The organism is Clostridium sp. UBA2485, assembly GCF_002341865.1.
In the GTDB taxonomy this organism is placed as follows: domain Bacteria; phylum Bacillota; class Clostridia; order Clostridiales; family Clostridiaceae; genus Clostridium_J.
Map to the genome: position 1 here is coordinate 152,198 of NZ_DDOV01000049.1, position 22,608 is coordinate 174,805.

Here is a 22,608-nt window from a genome sequence, read left to right on the forward strand (position 1 = left end):
TGTTTATATTAAGAAAATTTAAAATAATTTTTGTGTATAATCTGTAAACAATAAACAATTAATAGTACAACAAATAAACAAAAGGTTTATTTTAAATTTAAGATAAAGAATTCTATTATAGATCTTCATATATTTTCTTGAGAGAAATATTATAAACTTATTAAAATACCAAATAACTAGTGCTTTTATAAGCAAGCTATTTTATAATATATCTGTTAACATTATAAATATGACTTTAAGGATTAGTCTCAAAAATAAGGAGAGATTTAAGATGGAGAATTTAATAAACTTCTTTAAAGGAATGGTTATAGGAATTGCCAATATCATTCCAGGTGTCAGTGGAGGCACAATGGCTGTAGTATTAAATATATATGATAAGCTTATATCCTCTGTAAGTGGGATTTTGAAAGATTGGAAGAAAAATTTAATATTTTTATTGCCAATAGGTATTGGTGCAGGCACAGGTATTGTACTTTTTAGTAAATTAATAAAAACTTTATTAGAGAATAAACCTATACCTACAAACTTTTTCTTTATAGGACTTATATTAGGAAGCATTCCTATGATAGGAAAAAAAGCATTAGAATCTAAATTTAAAACATCTAGCATAATTCCATTTGCAATAACTTTTGGAATTTTAATAGCTTTGGCTGTAATAATGCCACCAGAAACTAATGCAACAATTATTAGAGATTTAACTTTTAATTCATTTATTCAACTATTATTAGCAGGAATAATAGGGGCATCAGCGATGGTTGTACCAGGAATAAGTGGCTCTTTTATATTACTCTTAATAGGACTATATACAACAGCTATAACTGCAGTGGCGGAATTTAATATTCCTCTTCTGATTCCAATAGCATTAGGAGCAATGATAGGATTAATATTTACAACTAAGGTTATTAATAAATTATTGAGTAGATTTCCTCAACCTACATATTTTGCAATATTGGGGCTTGTAATTGGTTCAGTATTTTCAATTTATCCTGGATTTACTTTTAATATGGATGGAATTATAGCCCTAGTAGCTATGGTAGTAGGAATTATATTAGCATATTTTTTAGGCTCAGATAAAAAATAAAAAAATATATATTCAAAACATTAAAAAATGAAATTAATAATAATTACAGGTTATAATTAGTTATATTATAGTATAGGAATATAAATTTATAAATATTTATTAAAAAAGTAAAAAGCCCTACATTTTTGTAGGGCTATGTTTTTTAGAAAAATCACTTCAACTACTATAGATTGGGCTGTTGCAATGTAATTGCTAAGTTTATATTACTAAAACTAATGTTATGCTTTCAAACAAATAAAATACTAAACTATTTTGGGTTATACAATTAGCTGTGATTAGGGCGATGCTTGCTACTAAATAAAATATCGATTACTTGCTAAATCTATTACTACATTTTACTGATTAATTATAGCAGTTGAAGTTGATAACTAACTAAATTTATATAGTTATTATTTTCTTTATTATAACATTTAAGATAAAGTGAGTAAATAGAGAAAATTTGAACAAATAACTGTTAAATTTTAAATTCTTGTAAAATATTTGTTAAATATTATGAATTTCATAAGAAAATTGAATAATATGATTGCTGAAGTTACAAAAGTACATGAAAATAAGTTTTAATTATAGAAAGTTTATAAGGTATAATTAATTTATAAAATAAGTAAAGATTAATTATAGGAAGATGTAATTAGAAAAAACATAGAAATCTTAGGAATACTTGAAAATTATTAAGGTTTTTATAAAATTACAATCGAATAAGGTTTTAGATTGGAAATGTATATTATAATATAGGATAAGAAACATCGTATATAGACGTACTACTTCCAAATTTAATCTATAGATTTATATAATTGTGTTACTAAATTATTAAAATTTCTATCTTATATAATTGACAATTGACTATGGAGAATTATTGATACTTCTCTTTTATAAGAGAAGTTTTAAATTGATTTCTTTGATTTAAAAGTAGTTTGAGGGAGAGAGAGTTATGAATAGATATATTAGATTTAAAATCATAACAGAAGATAAAATAGGTATAACTCTTCAAATATTAGAAAAACTGTATACTTCTAATATAAATCTTATATCTATTGAGGTATTTCCAAAGAAGATATATATTAAAATTGAAAAAATTAGCGAAGATAAAAAATTATCTTTAATGGAAAATATAACTTCTATGGATGAGGTTAAGAGCATAGATGAAGCAGAACTTTTAACCTATGAAGCAAATGAGAGAAAACTTTTAGCACTCATAGATTCTGTAGATGATGGTATTATGGCAGTAAATAAAAATTTCCAAATAGAAACATTTAACCGTTATTGTGAAAAAATCTTTCATTATAAAAGAGAAGAGGTTATAGGCAAAGATGTTCGAACCATAATAAAAGAAGATGCACCTATAATAAATCTTGTTAAAAGTGGAAAGGACTATACTAATTTAGAGTTTATTAGCAAAAATGGAAGGGGAAATAGCCATTATATTGCCACAGGAAGACATATAAAAGATGATAATGGAAATACATTAGGATGGGTGTCATCTATAAGAGATATGAAAAAGGCTATAGAAATGGCAAAAGTAGTGTCTTATACAAAGGAAGGTGCATTTAATGAGATTGTTGGAAATAGTATTGTTATTGAAAGAACTAAAAAAATCGCACATACAGTAGCAAAGGGTAGTTCTACCATATTAATTAGAGGAGAAAGTGGCACAGGAAAAGAGCTTTTTGCAAAGGCAATACATAACCTAAGTCCTAGGATGGACAAACCTTTTATAGCAATAAATTGTGCAGCATTACCAGATAGTTTAATTGAAAGCGAACTTTTTGGATATGAAAAAGGAAGCTTTACTGGTGCTTTAAATAGTGGTAAAGATGGACTTATTAAAGAAGCTGATGGAGGAACATTATTTTTAGATGAAATAGGGGAGCTATCAATGCTTCTCCAAGCAAAGCTTTTAAGAGTATTGCAAAATTCTGTAGTACGAAAAATCGGAAGTAGTAGAGAAGAAAAAGTAGACGTAAGGATAATAGGAGCTACCAATAGAAATTTAGAAGAAATGATTAAGAAAAAAAGTTTTAGAGAGGACTTATATTATAGATTAAATGTAATTCCATTATATATACCACCTTTAAGAGATAGAAGTGAGGATATACCTAGCCTTGTAAATTATTTTATTGAAGAATTGAATCTATCTTTGAACAAAAATATAGTAGGTGTAGATATAGGATTTATGAATAAATTATTAGAATACCATTGGCCTGGGAATATTAGAGAACTTAAAAATATTGTTGAAAGAGCCATGAATTTATCCTCTTCTAACATTTTAACTATAGATAGTTTAATGCTAGATATAAATCCCCATAATTTTAATAGAGAACCAAGAGAAGATGATAAATGTTTAACTTTAAAAGAAAGTATAGAAAAGGTAGAAAAGGCATCAATAATTGAAGCATTACAAAAACATAAAAGTCTTAGAAAAACTGCAAAAGCATTAGGGGTCACCCATACTACTATTATAAATAAGATAAATAAATATAATATAAAATGGAAATAAAATTAACCATATGTAAAAATTATTTACCATTATTGGTTTGAAAAAGTTCCATTTGGTTATTATATAATAGTTTAATATTAAGATTATTAGCTAAAATAGTTAGATTATTAACAATTTAAAAGCTTTTTATCCTATGGCATAATAATTGCTTTAATATTATTTTGTGAATATACCATATAAAATATTAAGGGGGTATACATATGAATAAAGGGCAATTAAAACAAATGGGGTTTTCGACAAAAGCTATACATGGTGGGGCTAAAAAAAATGAATACGGTGCATTAGCTACTCCAATATACCAAAGTTCTACTTTTGTTTTTGATTCAGCAGAGCAAGGTGGAAATAGATTTGCGCTAGAAGAAGATGGATATATATATAGTAGATTAGGTAACCCTACTAATAGCGTTTTAGAAGAAAAGTTAGCAATACTTGAAGGTGGGGAAGCTGCTATGTCAATGAGTTCTGGTATGGGAGCAGTTTCTTCAGCATTATGGACAGCATTAAAAGCAGGAGATCATATTGTAGCATCAAAGACTCTTTATGGATGTACCTTTGCTTATTTAAGTCATGGATTAACTAGATTCGGAGTAGAAATTACTTTCGTTGATACAAAAAATCCACAAAATGTGAAAGATGCTATGAGAGAGAATACTAGAGTAGTTTATTTAGAAAGTCCAGCAAATCCAAATCTAGATTTATCAGACATAGAAGCTATATGTAAAATTGCTCATGAAAATGAAAATTGTTTAGTAATGGTAGATAATACTTTCTGTACACCATATATTCAAAGGCCATTGGAATTAGGTGCTGATGTAGTTATACATTCTGGTACAAAATTTTTAAATGGCCATGGAGATGTAGTATGTGGATTTGTACTAGGTTCAAGTGAATTTATACAACAAGTAAGATTATTTGGAGTTAAAGATATGACAGGCTCTAGTATGAGCCCATTTGATGCTTTCTTAGTTATAAGAGGGATGAAAACACTTCCACTTAGAATGGAAAAACACTGTGATAATGCTATGAAGGTAGCGGAATTCTTAGAAAATCATAAAGCGGTTGAAAAAGTATATTATCCAGGACTTGAAAGTTTTCCACAATATGAACTAGCACAAAAACAAATGTCATTACCAGGTGCAATAATTGCTTTTGAAATAAAAGGAGGAGTAGAAGAAGGTAAAAAGATGATAAACAATACTAAGCTTTGCAGTTTAGCAGTAAGTCTTGGAGATGCAGAAACTTTAATTCAACATCCTGCATCAATGACTCATTCACCATATGCTCCTGAAGAAAGATTAGAAGCTGGAATTAAAGATAACTTAGTACGTTTAGCTGTAGGACTTGAAGATGTTGAAGATATAATTTTAGATTTAGATAGAGCTTTAAAAACCATATTATAACTTTTGAAAATCTAAAAATCTACAGTATTGCTGTTTAAAATCAAAAACCCTAAAGTGATCATCAATAATTTCTGTGATGATTACTTTGGGGTTATTATTTTTGGAATAAATCATATTTAAGTTGAAAAGTAGTTTCATACTATAGTATTGCTTTTAAAAATATTTATAAATAAGTAGAAAGTAATTCATTGTTTAATTTGGAATATAATCTTCATATTTAAATAGTTAGGCATATTCAAAAAATAACTAGTCAGTATGCTCATCTATTTTGTAACATACTGTGTCGTCAGAACTCCATGATAGCTAGACTATAATGGAAACCTGTTTCCTTGTGTGATACAAAATATATTTTCCATCTTTAACTAGCTATTTTATTTCATATGCCTTATTTTATTTTATATGGATAAATGGATATAATAATTAGTATAAGCTACGTAATATAATAAATAAGGAGTGTAATGGACTTGAAACTAGAAAGAAGTTTTTATAGCTGTGATTCAATTACTTTGGCTAAGAAGTTATTAGGAAAAAAATTAGTACATGAAATAGAGGGAGAAAGAATTTCAGGAATTATTGTAGAGTGCGAGGCTTATATGGGAGTTATAGATAAGGCTGCACATGTCTATGGAGGAAGAAGAACAGAAAGAGTAGAGGTTATGTATGGAGAATGTGGCTATGCATACGTCTATTTTATTTATGGACTATACTATTGCTTTAATGTAGTAGCGGCGGAAGTTGAAACACCTCAAGCTGTACTTGTTAGAGCACTAGAACCAGTAGAAGGATTAGAGTTAATGAGTAGAAATAGATTTAATAAAGAGTATAATGAATTAACAAAAGCACAAATAAAAAATCTTACAAATGGTCCAGCAAAACTTTGTAATTCATTAAAAATTAATAAAGGATTAAATGGAGAAGATTTATGTGGTAAAAAATTATATATTGAAGATAATAATACTGAGAATTTTGAAATAGCTGAGTGTAAAAGAATAGGAATTGATTATGCAGAAGAAGCGAAAGATTACTTATATAGATTTTATATAAAGGGGAATAAATTTGTTTCAAAGCAATAATGAAAGATTTTTTGAAAAATATGAAGTTTAGAGTATGACATTAGGTTATAAAGGTGGTTGCCACATATAGATATACTAGTTCTAAAATTAATAGCTGTAGTTTCTTCATAGTATTAGTTAAATGTATTAGTGTTCTTCCAGGATACACTGCACCTCAGGGGAACCTTTATATAATTGAGAATTGAGAATTATTGATACTTCTTCTTTAGGAAAGAAGTTTTGAGGTGATTTATTTTTCAAGTTATACAGTCACTTTTCTTTAAAAATCTATTTAAAGAAATTAATTTACAAATTAATTTCAACCGTGATTGTGCATCGTCCATTCTCAATTCTCCATTGATTAAACTGTTCCCCAGAGGCGGGAAAACTAGCAATGTATTGCTAGCAAAAAATAGTTTGAGAAATTAATTTATAAAGAATTAATTTCAACTATAATTGTGAATTATGAATTGAAAATTTAATATATTTAGGAGGGGAATTTTGGAGGAATTATTTAAAAATATAACAGAGCTTATTGAGAAGATTGAAAACTCTAATATTAAGTGTAAAGCTGTAGTAGGATTTGATGGTTTTGTAGATGAACTTGTTCATGCTGTAGATATTAGAAAAAGTCCAGATGAGTATGAAAGAATTAAAACACTAAAATCATTTGGAGAAAGAATAGCAAAAGCAGCAGGGCTGAGTACTAATATAGAAAAAGTTCCTCTTAAAATTAAGTTAGGAGGAAATGGACCTATAATGTGTGATACGCTTATAAATCTAGGACTTGATTTAACTTATATAGGAGCATTAGGTGAAGATGATATACATGAAGTTTTTAAGGATATGACAAAAAACTGTAGAGCTATATCTATTTGTGATCCTAGTTACACTGAAGCCTATGAATTTGAGGATGGAAAGTTAATAACTTCTAAGCAAAACTCCATGAAAGAGATAAATTGGGGTCTTATTGATAAAAAGATAGGGCTTTCAACCTTCAGAGAACTTATAGAAGAGTGTAAGCTCTTAGCTATGGTAAATTGGACTACACTTCCATATATGAATGAAATTTTTGAAAACATGATTTCTAAAATAAACCCTTACATAAAATCAACAGATAAGTTTGTATTTTTTGATTTGGCAGATATTGAAAAAAGAACAGAAGAAGATGTAATAAAAGTATTGAATTTAATTTCTAATTTTAATTTAAAATTTAAAGCTATATTAGGTCTTAATAAAAAAGAATGCTTTGATGTGGCAAAGGTTTTAAAATTATCTTCTATAAGTGAAAAAAATTATACCAATATGGATTTAAAAGAAACCTGCAGGGAAATAAGTGAAAAAATTGATGTTTATGCAATAGTAGTCCATCCTGTAGATGAAGCTTTATCATATTGCAATGGAATTTATTATCATACATTAGGACCATTTACAGCAAGTCCTAAAATAACTACAGGAGCAGGAGATAACTTTAATGCAGGCTTTTGTTTTGGACAACTATTAGATTTATCCATTGAATTATCCTTGCTGTTAGGAACAGCAGTTTCAGGATACTATGTAAGAAAAGGTAAAAGTCCTAATAAGGAAGAATTGGTGAGTTTTTTAAAAGATTGGAGAGATACATTATATAAGTAAACTACCTTAAAATTTAATTTATAGCTAAATGTGGCTACCTTTAAATGTTTTAATTTACAACTTTAATCAATGGAGAATTGAGAATGGACAATTGAGAATTATGGNNATTTCTTTAATAGATTTTTAATTAAAGTGACTTCGTCACTTTAATTGTCCATTGTCAATCGTCAATTCTCAATTACATAAATATAAGCTAAAACAATTTGTTAACACAATTTTATGAGTGGTACATCTATATATGAATAAACAAAAGTGCTTAAATTCCTTAAGCACTTTTACCATCATTTAAGCTATCTTCAATTAAAGAAGCTCTAAATTTTTTATTATTTACAATTAATAACATAAATAAAGAAGGCAATAATATTCCTTTAATTATGCTGCTAATACTTATGCTCCACCAAACTCCATTTAGACCTAACATTTCAGGTTTTGATAATATCATAGCTGCAGGTACACGAAGACCTGTAAATATGATACTTATTAGAGCAGGAAATGCGGTTTTACCAAAGCCGTTAAAAGCACCAGTAGTGGTAATTTCCAGGCACATAAATAGTTGAGAAACTCCTAAGATTTTTAAATATACCATTCCCATTTTAATAGCTTCTTCTTCAGGAATAAAGTATGAGAATATTGGTCTAGCACCAAAAATTAATAGTGCAGTAGCAAATATCCCTACTATGCTAACTACTCCAATAGCAATAAAGTATCCTTTAAATATACGATCATGTTTTCTTGCACCATAGTTTTGTCCTACAAAGGCACTTAGTGCAGTGGAAAAGCCTCCAGCAGTCATCCAAGATATAGCTTCAATTTGTGAACCAACTTTTTGAACTGCAACAGCGGTATCTCCATGAACAGCAATAATTCTTCCTATTATCATAGCAAAAGAAGAAAATAATCCGTTTTGTAATGCAACAGGAAGTCCTAATTTAACTATTTTAGATAAGTATTTTTTATCAAATTTTTTTAATATGTTTATTTTAAATAGTTCAAGGTTTTCTTTTTTCATTTCTCTTAAGAATAACATTGTAACTACGAACTGAGCTAATACGGTAGCTATTGCAGCGCCTAAAACTCCCATTTCTGGTATAGGACCAAATCCGAAAATTAATAATGGGTCAAATACCATGTTAAATATAAGTCCCACAGTATTTATTTTAAAAGGTACTTTACTATTTCCACTACCATTGAAAATTCCTGTTAAAACTGGATTAATAAAATTAAATACCATTCCTAAGGCAACTACAAATAAGTAGGTTTCTGCCATAGAAACTACTTCAGGACTGTTTAATTTAAAAAATCCTATCAAAGGAGATTTAAATAGTATTAAGAATAATCCATATAAAACCGCTAGAATAATATTTAATTGAATAGCATTTGTGGCAACATTTTTAGCATCATCATTATTATTTCTACCTAAAGCTTGGGAAACTCCGATTTCTGCGCCAGCTTTAGATAATAATATAAAAGACTGACCAAACCATATAAAAAAACCGGCAGTACCTACTGCAGCTACAGCAAGACTACCCACTCTTCCAATCCAAATCATATCTGTCATATTGTATGCCATTTGGATAAAAGAAGTTCCCATTATAGGGATTGCTAAGGAAACAAGTGATTTTAAAATATTGCCATTAACCAAATCTGTTTTTTGGCTCAATTTCAACACCTCCATTATTTTTATTATAGTAATTTATAAGTTTCATTTTATAGTTAGATAATTAAAAAACAGAAGTTTAAGATAGTTAGAACCTTTAACATAAGAATTTCAAAAAATTATGTTAAATTAACTGTGATTTCTTATTTAATTATACTTTCTCATATTATGTAATAAACTATATATTGTCAATAAAAGATTAATATTTAACAACAATTTATAGTTATATATTTCTAAAATTAATGCATGTACAAAAAATGATACCATTATTTAGCACATTTAAATGAAGAAGTTCAATTAAAGTAAATTTTAAATAATGGATAAAATATTATTTACATTATGAATTATTGTTGTAAAGTGAAATGCCTAAAAATTAAATTATATCAATTTTCTATATTAATTTTAATTGGGCTTTGATATATAATCAATAGTGAATTATATAGATTGTTAATTATAAATAAAAATATTCTAAAGTAGTTATATATGTTAACAACTTTAGAATATTATAGGATTGAGAAATAATTTCTTTTAGTCATCTGAAAGAAAATGATTATTGAAAATGTGATGGATATTTGTTGGAAGAGGAGAAGACTTTGAGTAAATATAAACTGAAGTATATTCTTAAAATGCAGTGTAAGTTAAAATAGACCTATTATTTTTTAAAATCCTTTAAGTCCCCACTAATTTCAAGACCTACAGTAGTTCCAATATCGTCGAAGATTTTTTTGTAATGTTTATTAAATACTTGTATATGTATCTTTGAGTTTAAACTTTCTCTTATGGTTCTTTCCATCTTACCACTGCTAGGTGCTTTTAATTCTACTCCATCTTCTTTAATGGAACAAAGATTAATTTTAAAATTTTTATCCTCTATGGTTATAAAAAGTTTATTTTTTATAATTGTTATATCTTTTATAATTGCGCCTGTATAAGTTGCAAAGTTTAATAGTATTCCATTAATGTAAAGAAAGCCTAGAAAACCTACAAAATGATTTTTTAGCCAAGGTATTTTAGCTATAGAAAGCATAAAGGAAGAATTACTATCTTTGAAATTATTACATTGTAACCATATCCATGAAGAAGGAAAAGATTTTCCCCAATCTTTTTCAATATACCCTTTTCCACTATCTAAATTATAAAGCTCCTCATTGATAATTAAGCTACCTTTCAAGCTGTGATTTATAGATACTACTCCATGATAACATTCCATAAAAGGTACAAAGGAATACCATCCCATAATTCCGGGTTTATGTATTTTACTAGGAAAAGGAACTGTATCTTGAAAATAAACCTTACCTTTTATTCTAAAATCATCATCATTTATATTAATATCTATAAAGTCTTTAGAAAATATATTATTAGCTATTTTTACTTCAAATCTATCTTCTCTATAAGAAAAATCCCACATAGAAAAAGTGAAATATTTACTTTCTCCATTAGAAACATTAACAAATTGAATAAAACAATGACCTTTTTTATTTTTTTCAAAGGATATTCCAGGAATAAATGCAAAAACATTTTTCTCATCTTCTGACACTAGCTTAAAATACCAACCTTCAAAATAATTTTTTTTATTTAAATTTCCTTGAAAGATTGAAGGATTCCATCTTTTAAAAAAATTATTATGTAACATAGTTGACTCCTTTTGTTTTTATTAATATTGTTGACATATTCTATAGATTATAAAAACATAATTAAAATTAAAGAGTTTTTCTGATAAACTATAATTTTTATTTTTAAATTTTAATTTTATAAATTTAAAATTATTCATTAATAACTATTAATTGTATAAAGTATTAATTAGAAAATAAATTTATTTTAAAACTATAGAATTTTCAAATAAACAGTTATTTATCTATTAGCAAGTGGAATTGGAATAATACTATTTCAAAATGTATAATCATTGTTGATATGATAATGTAATAGTGAGGTGTCTTATGGAAAGATCAAAGAAAATTTGTTTAGTTACTCATTGTATATTAAATGGAAATGCTAAGGTTGAAGGACTGTGCAGTTATAAAGGAGCAGTAAAAGAAATAGTGGAGCTTTTGATGAATAAAAATTTTGGTATAATTCAACTTCCTTGTCCTGAAATTAATCTTTATGGAATTAAAAGATGGGGACATGTTAAAGAACAGTTTGACACACCATATTTCAGAGAAAATTGTACAAGCTTATTAAAACCTATTATTAATCAAATAGAGGATTATAAAAACAATGGCTATGAAATAGCTTTAGTATTAGGTATTGATGGAAGTCCTAGTTGCGGAATTAATTATACTTGCTCTTCTAAAAAGTGGAGTGGGGAACTAAGTGGAAATGAAAATCTCTCTGAAATATTAAATGATATTTCAACTATTAAATCTCCAGGAGTTTTTATGGAAATTTTTAAAAATAATCTAGAAAGTATAGGGGTTAATCCTACTTATTTAACTTTAAACGAGAGTAATGTAGAGTCTTCAATTGAAGCTATAAAGAATTATTTCTAAAGTATAAAATAGTTATGTTGATAAATTTACATAGTTGTATTTTATAAGCTCTAGATTGTGAACTATGAATAAGACATGATAAGGTTTGTCTACAGTCTTGTTCATAGTTAACATAAAAACTTAAATATATATGGGAGGTAGTTATGAAAGAGGCATTTAAGAAAAAATTATTAGTGGGATTATTAACTGTAATTTCAGTTTTTACTTTTATTGGATGTTCAAATGCTAAAGATGAAAGTAAAACCATATCTTCAATGGTAGTAGAGGATGGAAATTTGAAGGTAGGATTATGTGCAGCATACCCTCCTTTTGAATCAAGAAATGAAAAAACTGGTGAAATTGAAGGCTTTGATGTAGACTTAGCAAAGGCATTAGGAGAGGAATTAGGTCTTAAAGTGGAAATAATTGATGCTGAATGGTCCGCATTATTAGGTGGAGTAGTTAATGGAGACTATGATACCTTAATAACTTGTATGTCTAAAAAGGAAGCATCTAAAGAAAATGTAAACATGTCTGACGCCTATTATAATTTAAATGATGTAATTGCTGTAAATAAGGATAATACTTCAATAAAATCAGTAGATGATTTAAAAGATAAAGTTGTTGGGGTACAACTAGGGTCAGGAAGCGAACAAGCACTTGATAAAATGGAAGGATTAAAAGAAATAAAAAGATATAATTATAATCCTGAAGCTTTCATAGACTTAGAAAACAATAGAATTGATGCAGTAGCAGTAGGATATGCTTATGCTTTAAATCAAATTAAAAAAGATAATAGTTTTAAGGTTTTAGAAAAGCCTATTGATTCTGCAGAAATTGTTATGATACAAAAACATGGAAATGATGAGCTAACAAAAAAACTAAATGAAGCATTAGCTAAGATTAAGGAAAATGGAAAGTACGATGAAATACTTAATAAGTGGCTTAAGTTCTAAAAAAATAATTTTAGTATGCAAAGTATATATTGCATACTAAAATTTTATAATGGAGTGATAAATATATGAAGTTTGACATTATCTTTGATAATTTGAAATATATTTTGCAGGCAACTTCAGTAACTATCAAGATTACACTAGTATCTTTTATTCTATCTATATTAATAGGGGTTATAATAGGTACTATTAGAAGTTCAAAGCCACCTAAAATAGTAAATTTCATTTTATCAGTATATATAGAAATAAATAGAGGAATTCCTTTATTAATACTACTATTTTTTATATATTATGGACTGCCTTCTATAGGTATTAAAATGAGTAGTTTTACAGCAGCAATATTAGGATTATCTTTAAATAGTGGTGCTTACATATCAGAAATATTTAGAACATCAATATTAGCAGTACCTATAGGGCAAAATGAAGCAGCATATACCTTAGGTATGAATAAGTTCCAAATATTATTTCATATCATATACCCTCAAGCTATAAGAATAGCGCTTCCACCACTAGTTAATTCTTTTTCTTCTGTATTAAAAGATAGCTCATTAGTTTCCGTATTGGCTATCACTGAATTAACTAGAAGTGGTCAACTTATATATACAAGAACTTCTAGACCATTTGAAATATATCTTTTGGTTGGATTGTTATACTTTACAATGGTATTTATAATATCTACTATTTCTAAAATTCTAGAAAAAAATATAACTAACAAATATAGCATATAAGAGGTGATATTATGGAAACTATTCTTTCGGTAGAAAAAATAAATAAGTTTTATGAACATAATCATGTATTGAAAGATGTATCTTTTAATGTGAATAAAGGAGAAATACTAGCAATAATAGGCTCTAGTGGCTCAGGTAAAAGTACGATTTTAAGATGCATAAGTCAGCTTGAAAAGATAAATAGTGGAAAAATAAAAATTAATGATGAGATAATACAGGGAAATAAAAAGCTAAGTAGCAAAGTGGGGATGGTATTCCAAAACTTTAACTTATTTCCCCATTATACTGTAGTGCAGAATATAAGTAAGCCTTTAATGATAGTGGATAAAGTACCAGAAAGAGAAGCAAATAAGAAAGCTTTAGAACTTTTAAGAAAGGTAAAGTTACAAGGTAAGGAAAATAGTTATCCACATCAATTGTCAGGAGGACAAAAACAAAGAGTTGCTATTGCCAGAGCTATGGCACTTGAACCAGATATATATTTATTTGATGAACCTACTTCGGCATTAGATCCAGAACTTTCTATTGAGGTTTTTAATACTATAAAAGGTTTAGCAGAAGAAGGACAAACAATGATTATAGTTACACATCAAATAAACTTTATAAAAAATATAGCTAATAAAATAATTTTTATGGAAAATGGAAAAATCTTAAAGTCTGGAAACGTAGAGGAAATGTTTAATAATTACGATGAGAATAATAAGATAAAAAGATTTATAGATTTAACAACAGCTGTTATATAAGATAAGGTTAAGGCCTTATCTTTTTTTGTGATAAGAAATTTATAAATAATAGGATTGAATATTTTTGATTAGGAAAGAAATTTTAAAAAGTCGTATAAAAATCATATTTGAAGAACTCTTTTGGTGATGGATTTCATTATGAACTGAAAGTCTAAACTTAATGATAATAATACTAAATACTATTATCAATTGATAAGAAAAGTCGTGAATATAAAATTTGATAAAAGGGTTGATAAAAATGGACTTGTTGCATATAATGTCAGGGTAATGTATTTTCAATTGAAAGGGGAATTGGGATGAATAATTATAAAAAAGCGGCAAAAGTATCAATTATTACAGTAATTATTAACACAGTATTAGCAATATTTAAGGTAATAGCAGGAATTGTAGGAAAAAGTAGCGCAATGATAGCAGATGGTATTCATACCTTTTCAGATATAGCAACTACAGTAGTTGTTATTATAGGGTTGAAAATCTCTAATAAAGATGCTGATGAAAAACATCCTTATGGTCATGAAAAATTTGAACCTGAAATTTCCAAAGTAGTTAGTTTAATATTAGCAGGAACAGGAGTGTTTTTAGCTTATAATGCTATACAAATTTTACTATCAGGAAATTTAGATACTCCAAAACCTATAGCATTGTATGCTGCTTTAACATCAATAGTTGTTAAGGAAGGAATGTATTGGTACACAATTATAACTGCAAGAAAAGTAAAGAGCATTGCAATGGAAGCAGATGCATGGCACCATAGGTCAGATGCTATTTCCTCTGTAGGTACCCTTATAGGAATAGCTGGAGCAAGAATGGGTTTTAAATTCTTGGATCCTGTAGCCGGAATTATAGTATCATTAATACTTATAAAAGTTGGAGTAGAATTTTATTTAAAAGCTACTGATCAATTAGTTGATCAATCTGCTGATGATGAAGTTATAGAACAAATTAAAGAAGTAGCTACTTCTATTGAGGGAGTAAAAGAAATACATGATTTAAAAACGAGAAAGTTTGGAAATAAAATTTATGTTGATATAGAGATACAAGTGGATAAACGTATAACAGTTGAAGAAGGCCATCATATTGCAAGTTTAGTTCATGATAGTATAGAAGACACTATAGAAGATGTGAAACATTGTATGATTCATGTGGAACCAGATTAAAAAAGAAAGCTTTAGAATTATAAAATTCTAAAGCTTTCTTTAAATGTCCTACAATTTTTTGAAATATCATAAAAAAATATTAATATAAATTTTTGTTTTATATCCTAATATAGTTTAGTAGTATAGATTAAATATAGTATAATAATTGTAAAATATACTATTATTATACTGATTATATATAATAGTATTTCTGGCATAAATATATTAAGAAGAATTTATAATGAATGATTTTTTAATAGTATATCTATAGAAATATTGTGATGCAACAAATTAGTTTATATGAGAGGTAAAGATATGAAGCAATTTATCGAAAAATCTGATATTATAGTTTTAAGATTTACTGAAGAAAGTGATTTAGATTTTGTGGTTAATTCTGAAAGGGAAGATGAAAATGCTGATTATGTAGTTCAATGGAGTAGAGAAGAGCATTTCAATGCTTTGCAGCAAGAAGATATTATGCATTTAATAGTTGAAGATAAAAATACACATAAGGCTGTTGGATATGTAATTATAGCAGGGCTTCAAAGTTCTAATCATAGCATTGAACTTAAAAGACTTATAATATGTGACAAAGGAAAAGGATTGGGAAGGGAAACTTTAAGAACAATTAAAAACATTGTTTTTAAGCAATTAAAAGCACACAGATTGTGGCTAGATGTTTTTTATAAAAATCATAGAGCAAAAAAACTTTATGATTCTGAAGGATTCACTGAAGAGGGGATTTTAAGAGAATGTTTTCTGCGTAATCATCAGTATGAGTCATTAATTGTTATGTCAATTTTGGAGAACGAAGTATGTGAACAAGCTTAACACCTAATAGTTTTAACATAGCAATTTATCAATAATTTAAAATTAATGAAAAATAAATCTAATGGGTATAACTTCATAGGGGATTATAAAATACAAGAAATATGGAATTTCATATTAGTTTATAGAGTACTTTATATACTAATGATTGTTTAATTTTAATGTAAATTTTTGTGAATTTACATTAAAGTTAATGAGACGATAATTTAAGGGGGAATTTAAGTGCTTGATAAGAAAAAAAGGCTATTACAGGAAATTGAAGAGAAAAATAGTGAAATAGAAGAGTTAAAAAAAGAAGTATATATGTTAAGAGCTATAAGAGATGCAGTACCAGATCCTTTTTATGTTAGAGATATGGATTATAATATAATATACTGGCCCAAAACTATGGAGGAACTAACAGGTTATACGGAAAATGAAGCAAAAAATATGACTTGTAAACAAATTTTTAATACAGAAATTTGCAAAGATTGTCCTACTACTAAGGCAGTCTATAGCAAAAATTTCATTAAAGACTCATTAGCAGAAATGGTTGATAGAAAAGGGAAAAGATTTTCAACTCTAGCATCAAATTCAGGAATGTATGATGACGAGGGAAATCCATTAGGTGCTGTTGAGATAATTAAAAATAATAGTAAATACGAAGAGTTAATAAATTTTGTAGATAGCAATTCATCAAGAATTAATAGTGTGTCTTCTGAAATAGCTAATTCAATGCAAGAAATATCAAAAGTTTCAAGTAATATACAAGTTCAATCAAATGAAGTATTAAATGAGGCTAAAAACAGTTTAAATGAAGCTAAAGAAGTCTATAAAAAAACAGATGCTTGTACTAAATTTGGCAATGAAGTTAAGGATAATATAGAATCTATAAATAATTCTATGAAAAAGTCTGTAGACAAGATAAATGATTTAAAAGGTAAATCAGAACTTATAATGGATATATTAATTACAATACAAGGAATTGCCTCTCAAACAAATCTATTAGCACTAAATGCATCAATAGAAGCAGCTAGAGCTGGTGAATCTGGTAGAGGATTTGCAGTAGTTGCAGAGGAAATTAGAAAATTAGCAGAGGTGTCACAAGAATCTACTAAAGAAATTAAAGAAACTATAGATGCCATAATACAAATAGTACAAAGCACTGTAGATTTTATAGAGAAAACTGATAAGGATCTTTTAGATGGAGTAAATGGAGTAGGAAAGCTTTTAGAACTTATAAACGATATAGAATATTCCTCTAATGGAATGCTATATGCTATTGAGAATATTGAAAAGATATCTCTTGAAAGTTCTAAAGTTATTACAGAACAAAATGAGTCACTGCAGGAAATAGCTTCCTCTAGTGAAGAGTTTGCAGAGATTTCTAGAGAATTAAAGGACACTTTTAGAGAAGAATTATCTCAAATAAAGAGAACAAAATAAAACATAGTTTATGTAAAATACTTCCACATACGCTTTACAATATGTTTAGTTTGTTATATAATTAATTAATGGATAAATATAGGGAACATAAGGGAGTAGCTGGCAGATTAATCTGTTTCAAGGTCAACATACTGATGCTTTGCATCTGGCTTTGTATTAAATAGTGAGACTTATGTATAGCACAAAAAATATTTTTTGTGCTATACATAAGTCTTTTATTTTTATTAGAAAATTATTATTAAAATTTTAGAAGGAGAAATGGGTTAACATGAGCATTATATCAATTTTTTTAACGTCATTAGCTTTAGCAATGGATGCTTTTGCAGTATCTTTAACCATCGGAATGAAAGAGAAAGGACATAAAATAAAAACTGCTATAAGAGTAGGTGCTTATTTTGGTATATTTCAAGGACTTATGCCGCTTATAGGATGGTTATTAGGTGTTAATTTTTCAGATTATATAATAAAGTTTGATCACTGGATAGCTTTTACATTGTTATTTATAATAGGTGGTAGAATGATTTATGAGGCTGTAAAGGGTAATAGTGAAGATGAACTTAAATATGAGCTAACAGTGAAAGTGATGCTTTTGCTTGCCATTGCTACTAGTATAGATGCTTTAGCAATAGGGGTTAGTTTTGCTTTTCTAAGTGTAAATATAGTGTTAGCAGTTGCTTTAATTGCTATAATTACTTTTATAACCTGCTTTTTTGGAGTTATAACTGGTAAAAGTTTAGGCAAGATTTTAGAAAGTAAAGCAGAGATATTAGGAGGAATTATATTAATATTTATAGGTATTAAAATTTTAATTGAGCATACCAATGCTTTAGAAGTATTTAAGAATATGTTATAAGTAAATAAATAATTGTTTAAAAAAATCTTTAAATTGAAAATAAATTATTAAATTTTCATTTCTAAAATAAAACATCACTATATAGATAAACCACCTAAAAAGTTAATGTATAACTAATAACTACATCATTAAATATTCCAATTTACAAATTAAAATAATGCACAATTCAAAATTCACAATTAAAGTTGAAATTAGTTTTGATCAAACTAATTTCTTTAATAGATTTTTTACTAGCAATACAATTGCTAGTTTTTTCACCTCTGGGGAACAGTAGTGAAGCCCTTTAGGGTTCCCCTGAGGTGCAGCATAGTTCGGAACAATTAAATTAGAACAATAGAGATAAGCAATATAATTAAAGGATTAGCTAATATATTAAATATCCAAAATTGTGAATTTTGCATTATGGATTGTGAATTAAATTAAGTTCTCCATTGTATAAGTTCATTCCTTCTTTTAAATTATTTTTAGTATTTTATAAATTTCATCTTTTAGATGTCTTATTTAAAAATAACCTTGATTTATATACTATATAAAATAATTTAAATAGTAAAAATATTCGTACAATTACTTAAAAATTATGGAACAATATGGTATAATATTTAATGGGAGGGATTAAATATGGAAAAAATCAACGAGTATAATTTAAAGTATAAGAAGAGAAGTGCGTATTCAATTACTGCAATTATTTTTCTATTTTTAGCAGTCATAAGTAGTTTTGTATTTGGATTTTTAGTTTTTAATTGTAGCTCATTATTAGAAGTATTTAAAGGTTTTAGTTTATTGATACTTATTTTTGTAATACTAACATTAGTATTTACTATCTATTTTTTTAATATAAGTAGAATGAACTATGTAAGTATAAAGAATAAAAAGATAATAGTTAATAGTGGAACTATATTTAGCAGAAGTATAGATATGGATAAAATTGAAAAGATTAAAATTAAAGATAACATGATGATAATAATGATTAAAGATAGTGAGGATGAGGTTAATATTAATCTCAAAAAACTTACATTAAGAAATGAAGAAAAGCTTATGGATGCATTATCAAATTATATAAGAGTTTATTAAATAGCATATAAAAGGCTATTTGTAAAAGGCAATAGCTTGTGTTTTAGCCTTTAATGGTAACAAATTGTAATTATATGGATACATTAAAATTAGAAGCAATATATTGGAGAGAGTTTATGAGCTACACAACTATAAGGCAGCCTGAAGGAATGGTTTATAGCTATGATAATTTACTTAGGCAGGCTATGATTGCTGAACTTGTAGCTATCAATGACTATAGCGACATACTTGCTTATAGTGATATTAAAGGGCTAAACAATATACTTGAGCATATTTTAGAAGAAGAAAAAGAACATTATGGGAAGCTTCTAAACTTACTTAGAAAAGTGGATGAAGAGCAATATTATATGTATAGACGGGTTTTAAATGAAAATGAATCTAAGTATTTAGAACCTCTTAGAATTGACTATGGAATGGAAAAAAAAGATAGAAGATTTATTTTAGATAAATTACGAGAAGAGATAAAAGGGGAACTTGAAGCAATAGTTTTATATGAAGATCAATTAAGAAAAATTCCAGATCCAGAAGGTAGGACTATAATGTATGAGATTATTATGGATGAGAAGGAGCATGTAGAAGAACTGACACAAGCATTATTAAAGCTTGATAAACATAAATATGGGCCAATAAGTAGATGTTAAAAAGTGTGGTTTATCCACACTTTTCTATTTACATTTATTCTAAAATTTCTTCAATTGCTACATCATCTCAGTTAATAAGCTCTAGTCCTAAAAGTTTAGCAAGTGTAGGTCCTTCATCTATTAAACGTCCTTTTTCTAAGATAACTTTACTTTTAATTCCTTTTTCATAAGCTATAAAAATGGTGCTGTAATCTTTCTTTTGGGGCGAATATCCATGAGAAGCAATGTTATAATATATATTATTAGGATCTAAAGAATGATTTAACGTTTCTACAATTTTTCCATCTACTTTCTCTAAAAAGTAATAACCTTCTTTCGCTTCTATCATAAAGTCGCAATTTCTATCTGCTCCCAAATTCTCTGCTTCTTCCTGAGAGAGTATTTTCTCAATACAATTATCATAATTATTTTTTATATCCCATAGTATTTTTTCTACCTTTTTCTTAATAGAAGTGTTATTTTTATCTTTTAAATATATACGCAGAGCCATCACAACTTTTTAGATAAGCATCATAATTTAGTATTTTTTCATTATTATCAACATTTATAAGTCCTTGATTTTTAAATTCTACATTTATGTTTAGAATTTCACTTAATCTATGATCATGACGGTTTATAGAATCAACTGCCTCTTTAGAATTATATCTATAATAATATCTTTGAGTATCCAAATCTGTAAAATACATATAGTTTATAGTATACAGGAAATGTTTTGAGTATCAAATTATTTTTTATAGAAAGCTATAACTATTTAAGGATTTTTCATTGTTTATATTTAAATATAATGTTATTGTAGAAATATACTATACCATCCTAAAATTATAATGAAATAAAATTAATAACAAATAATTTATTAACATTTCTTCTTAAAGAAATATTTATATGTTAGATATAATTTTAAAATAGATGATATTTTTAATTATGAATAAATCAAGAGGTGATGGGTATGAAGAACATACATAGAGAAAATTATAAGGTTAAGTTTAATGAAACAGACTATAGTACAAAGATAAAAATGCATTCATTAATCAATTATATGCAGGAAACCTCAAGCATACATGCAGAACTTTTGGGAGCAGGATATGAAGAGTTAAAAAAACATAACTTATTTTGGGTAGTTTCAAGATTAAAAATAAATATGAAGAAATATGTTAATTGGAACGATGAAGTAATTGTGGAGACATGGCCTAGTGGTGTAGATAAAATGTTTTTTACTCGTTCTTTTAGAATTTATGATGGAGAGGAAAATCATATAGGTGACATTAATGCAGCTTACTTATTAGTGGCTGAAGATTCTATGTTTCCTCAAAGAATAAGTAAACTACCTATAAATATTCCAGCTATAGAAAATCGTTTTGAACCTTATGAGAGACTAGAAAAGATTAAGTTTCCTAAAGGTGATAAAGTTCTAGTTGCGAAGAAGAAAGTTAGATACAATGATATAGATTTAAATCTTCACGTTAATAATGCTAAGTATATAGAATGGGTTGAGGATTGTTTTCCATTAGAGATATATAAAGATATGAGAATAGAAACTCTCCAATTAAATTTTATTAAAGAAGCAAAATGTGAAGAAAAGATTTTCTTCTATAAATATAATGATTTAGAGGACGAAAACACTTGTTACATTGAAGGAGTTGAAAAACAGTCAGAAAGCCAGATTTTTCAATGTAAACTAACCTTTAATAAGCTGTAAAATATTCTATTTATTTAAAGAGAAATTGCAATAAAAACGCTATTTAAAAATATTATAGATAAATATATAAAAAACTATTGAATTTTATTTATTTACAGTGTATTCTTAATAGGTCATTTTATTTCTTTTATAGATAGGAGGATGTAGAGTTGAAGGGATGTACTAATTTGATGTTTTTATATGAAAATTCAAAATTTAATGAGGCATATTTAGATAATATGTATAGAAAAAGTTTATCAACTGGTAAGTATATAGCAGAAGTAAAGCTTAATAATTATCAGGAAACTTTAATAAACCACAGCTCTACAACAGATGAAATAAGAGCTGCTAAAATTTATAATTTTTTGGCAGATCGCTTTGAAGATATAAATTCTATCAAGCAATATGGTGAATGTAATAGAAGTAAGAAAAATGTTCTTCAAAGCCAAGAGTTAATTCAAGATATTTTTTTAAATAGTAGTTCAAAAACTTTTATAAAAAAGCAATGTGTACTAAAAAATTCTACCTTAAAGTTTTTAATAACAATTATTATTTCAATAGTTGTATTTACTATATGCTATGGAGTGAATAGTAGCACTGTTTCTACTATTGTTACAGGAGTAAATGCAATTGCTATTTTATTTGTTATAGAAAGTGTATATGAATACTTTAAGGAAAGAGACTCACTATTAAGAAATATAAACAAAAATAAGAATTTGATGAATCCAAAGATTTATCTTCAATATAATAAAATGTAATTAAAGCCTT

Annotated in this window: 21 protein-coding genes; 17 read left to right on the forward strand and 4 right to left on the reverse strand. The window is 27.0% G+C overall.

Going from position 1 to position 22,608, the window contains the following annotated elements; all coding sequences use genetic code 11:
- Positions 1-271: 271 nt before the first annotated feature.
- The 5 genes from B3603_RS10100 to B3603_RS10120 all read left to right on the forward strand — a co-directional run bounded on the left by B3603_RS10100 (position 272) and on the right by B3603_RS10120 (position 7,662).
- Complete coding sequence (locus B3603_RS10100) at positions 272-1,081, forward strand: DUF368 domain-containing protein (protein ID WP_291564129.1); 810 nt, start codon at positions 272-274, stop codon at positions 1,079-1,081.
- A 928-nt stretch (positions 1,082-2,009) separates the two neighbouring features.
- Entirely contained in the window at positions 2,010-3,575 is a 1,566-nt protein-coding gene (locus tag B3603_RS10105; protein ID WP_291564131.1) for a sigma 54-interacting transcriptional regulator, read from the forward strand.
- A 200-nt stretch (positions 3,576-3,775) separates the two neighbouring features.
- A complete protein-coding gene (gene megL / locus B3603_RS10110; RefSeq protein WP_291564134.1) occupies positions 3,776-4,975 on the forward strand; it encodes a methionine gamma-lyase in 1,200 nt (399 codons plus the stop codon).
- 464 nt (positions 4,976-5,439) lie between these two features.
- Complete coding sequence (locus B3603_RS10115) at positions 5,440-6,048, forward strand: DNA-3-methyladenine glycosylase (protein ID WP_291564137.1); 609 nt, start codon at positions 5,440-5,442, stop codon at positions 6,046-6,048.
- Between the two features lie 480 nt (positions 6,049-6,528).
- Positions 6,529-7,662 carry a carbohydrate kinase family protein gene (locus B3603_RS10120; RefSeq protein ID WP_291564139.1) on the forward strand — a complete coding sequence of 378 codons (1,134 nt, stop codon included), beginning with the start codon at positions 6,529-6,531 and terminating at the stop codon, positions 7,660-7,662.
- 265 nt (positions 7,663-7,927) lie between these two features.
- Here the strand turns inward: B3603_RS10120 and B3603_RS10125 are convergent, their stop codons facing one another.
- Together B3603_RS10125 and B3603_RS10130 are read right to left on the reverse strand one after the other, a co-directional pair.
- Complete coding sequence (locus B3603_RS10125) at positions 7,928-9,322, reverse strand: MATE family efflux transporter (protein ID WP_291564142.1); 1,395 nt, start codon at positions 9,320-9,322, stop codon at positions 7,928-7,930.
- A gap of 649 nt (positions 9,323-9,971) precedes the next feature.
- Positions 9,972-10,952, reverse strand: coding sequence for a tocopherol cyclase family protein (locus tag B3603_RS10130; protein WP_291564145.1), 981 nt, complete (start codon positions 10,950-10,952; stop codon positions 9,972-9,974).
- Between the two features lie 304 nt (positions 10,953-11,256).
- Between B3603_RS10130 and B3603_RS10135 the strand changes: the two genes are divergently transcribed.
- The 10 genes from B3603_RS10135 (at position 11,257) to B3603_RS10180 (ending at position 20,165) form a co-directional block, all read left to right on the forward strand.
- A complete protein-coding gene (locus B3603_RS10135; protein ID WP_291564148.1) occupies positions 11,257-11,808 on the forward strand; it encodes a CD3072 family TudS-related putative desulfidase in 552 nt (183 codons plus the stop codon).
- 143 nt (positions 11,809-11,951) lie between these two features.
- On the forward strand, positions 11,952-12,743 hold the full coding sequence (locus B3603_RS10140; RefSeq protein ID WP_291564152.1) for an ABC transporter substrate-binding protein: 792 nt from the start codon (positions 11,952-11,954) through the stop codon (positions 12,741-12,743).
- A 65-nt stretch (positions 12,744-12,808) separates the two neighbouring features.
- Complete coding sequence (locus tag B3603_RS10145) at positions 12,809-13,468, forward strand: amino acid ABC transporter permease (protein WP_291564155.1); 660 nt, start codon at positions 12,809-12,811, stop codon at positions 13,466-13,468.
- Between the two features lie 20 nt (positions 13,469-13,488).
- Positions 13,489-14,211, forward strand: a complete 723-nt coding sequence (locus B3603_RS10150; protein ID WP_291564264.1) for an amino acid ABC transporter ATP-binding protein — start codon at positions 13,489-13,491, stop codon at positions 14,209-14,211.
- A 296-nt stretch (positions 14,212-14,507) separates the two neighbouring features.
- Positions 14,508-15,368, forward strand: coding sequence for a cation diffusion facilitator family transporter (locus B3603_RS10155; protein ID WP_291564158.1), 861 nt, complete (start codon positions 14,508-14,510; stop codon positions 15,366-15,368).
- Positions 15,369-15,662: 294 nt separating this feature from the next.
- A complete protein-coding gene (locus B3603_RS10160; protein ID WP_291564161.1) occupies positions 15,663-16,178 on the forward strand; it encodes a GNAT family N-acetyltransferase in 516 nt (171 codons plus the stop codon).
- Between the two features lie 219 nt (positions 16,179-16,397).
- Positions 16,398-17,600: a methyl-accepting chemotaxis protein gene (locus B3603_RS10165; protein ID WP_291564164.1), complete on the forward strand. Its 1,203-nt coding sequence runs from the start codon at positions 16,398-16,400 to the stop codon at positions 17,598-17,600.
- A 268-nt stretch (positions 17,601-17,868) separates the two neighbouring features.
- Positions 17,869-18,453, forward strand: coding sequence for a manganese efflux pump MntP family protein (locus tag B3603_RS10170; RefSeq protein WP_291564166.1), 585 nt, complete (start codon positions 17,869-17,871; stop codon positions 18,451-18,453).
- A gap of 618 nt (positions 18,454-19,071) precedes the next feature.
- On the forward strand, positions 19,072-19,524 hold the full coding sequence (locus tag B3603_RS10175) for a hypothetical protein (RefSeq protein WP_291564169.1): 453 nt from the start codon (positions 19,072-19,074) through the stop codon (positions 19,522-19,524).
- A gap of 116 nt (positions 19,525-19,640) precedes the next feature.
- The gene (locus B3603_RS10180) at positions 19,641-20,165 is read left to right on the forward strand and encodes a ferritin family protein (RefSeq protein WP_291564172.1); all 525 of its coding nucleotides are present in this window, start codon (positions 19,641-19,643) and stop codon (positions 20,163-20,165) included.
- 67 nt (positions 20,166-20,232) lie between these two features.
- Here B3603_RS10180 and B3603_RS10185 read toward each other — a convergent pair whose 3' ends face one another.
- Together B3603_RS10185 and B3603_RS10190 are read right to left on the reverse strand one after the other, a co-directional pair.
- Entirely contained in the window at positions 20,233-20,655 is a 423-nt protein-coding gene (locus B3603_RS10185) for a hypothetical protein (RefSeq protein ID WP_291564174.1), read from the reverse strand.
- On the reverse strand, positions 20,627-20,851 hold the full coding sequence (locus B3603_RS10190) for a hypothetical protein (protein ID WP_291564177.1): 225 nt from the start codon (positions 20,849-20,851) through the stop codon (positions 20,627-20,629). Before B3603_RS10190 ends, B3603_RS10185 begins: the two co-directional genes overlap by 29 nt.
- A 260-nt stretch (positions 20,852-21,111) precedes the next feature.
- Between B3603_RS10190 and B3603_RS10195 the strand changes: the two genes are divergently transcribed.
- Together B3603_RS10195 and B3603_RS10200 are read left to right on the forward strand one after the other, a co-directional pair.
- Positions 21,112-21,861: an acyl-[acyl-carrier-protein] thioesterase gene (locus tag B3603_RS10195; protein WP_291564180.1), complete on the forward strand. Its 750-nt coding sequence runs from the start codon at positions 21,112-21,114 to the stop codon at positions 21,859-21,861.
- A 149-nt stretch (positions 21,862-22,010) separates the two neighbouring features.
- A complete protein-coding gene (locus tag B3603_RS10200; protein ID WP_291564183.1) occupies positions 22,011-22,598 on the forward strand; it encodes a hypothetical protein in 588 nt (195 codons plus the stop codon).
- The last annotated feature ends 10 nt before the right edge of the window (positions 22,599-22,608 follow it).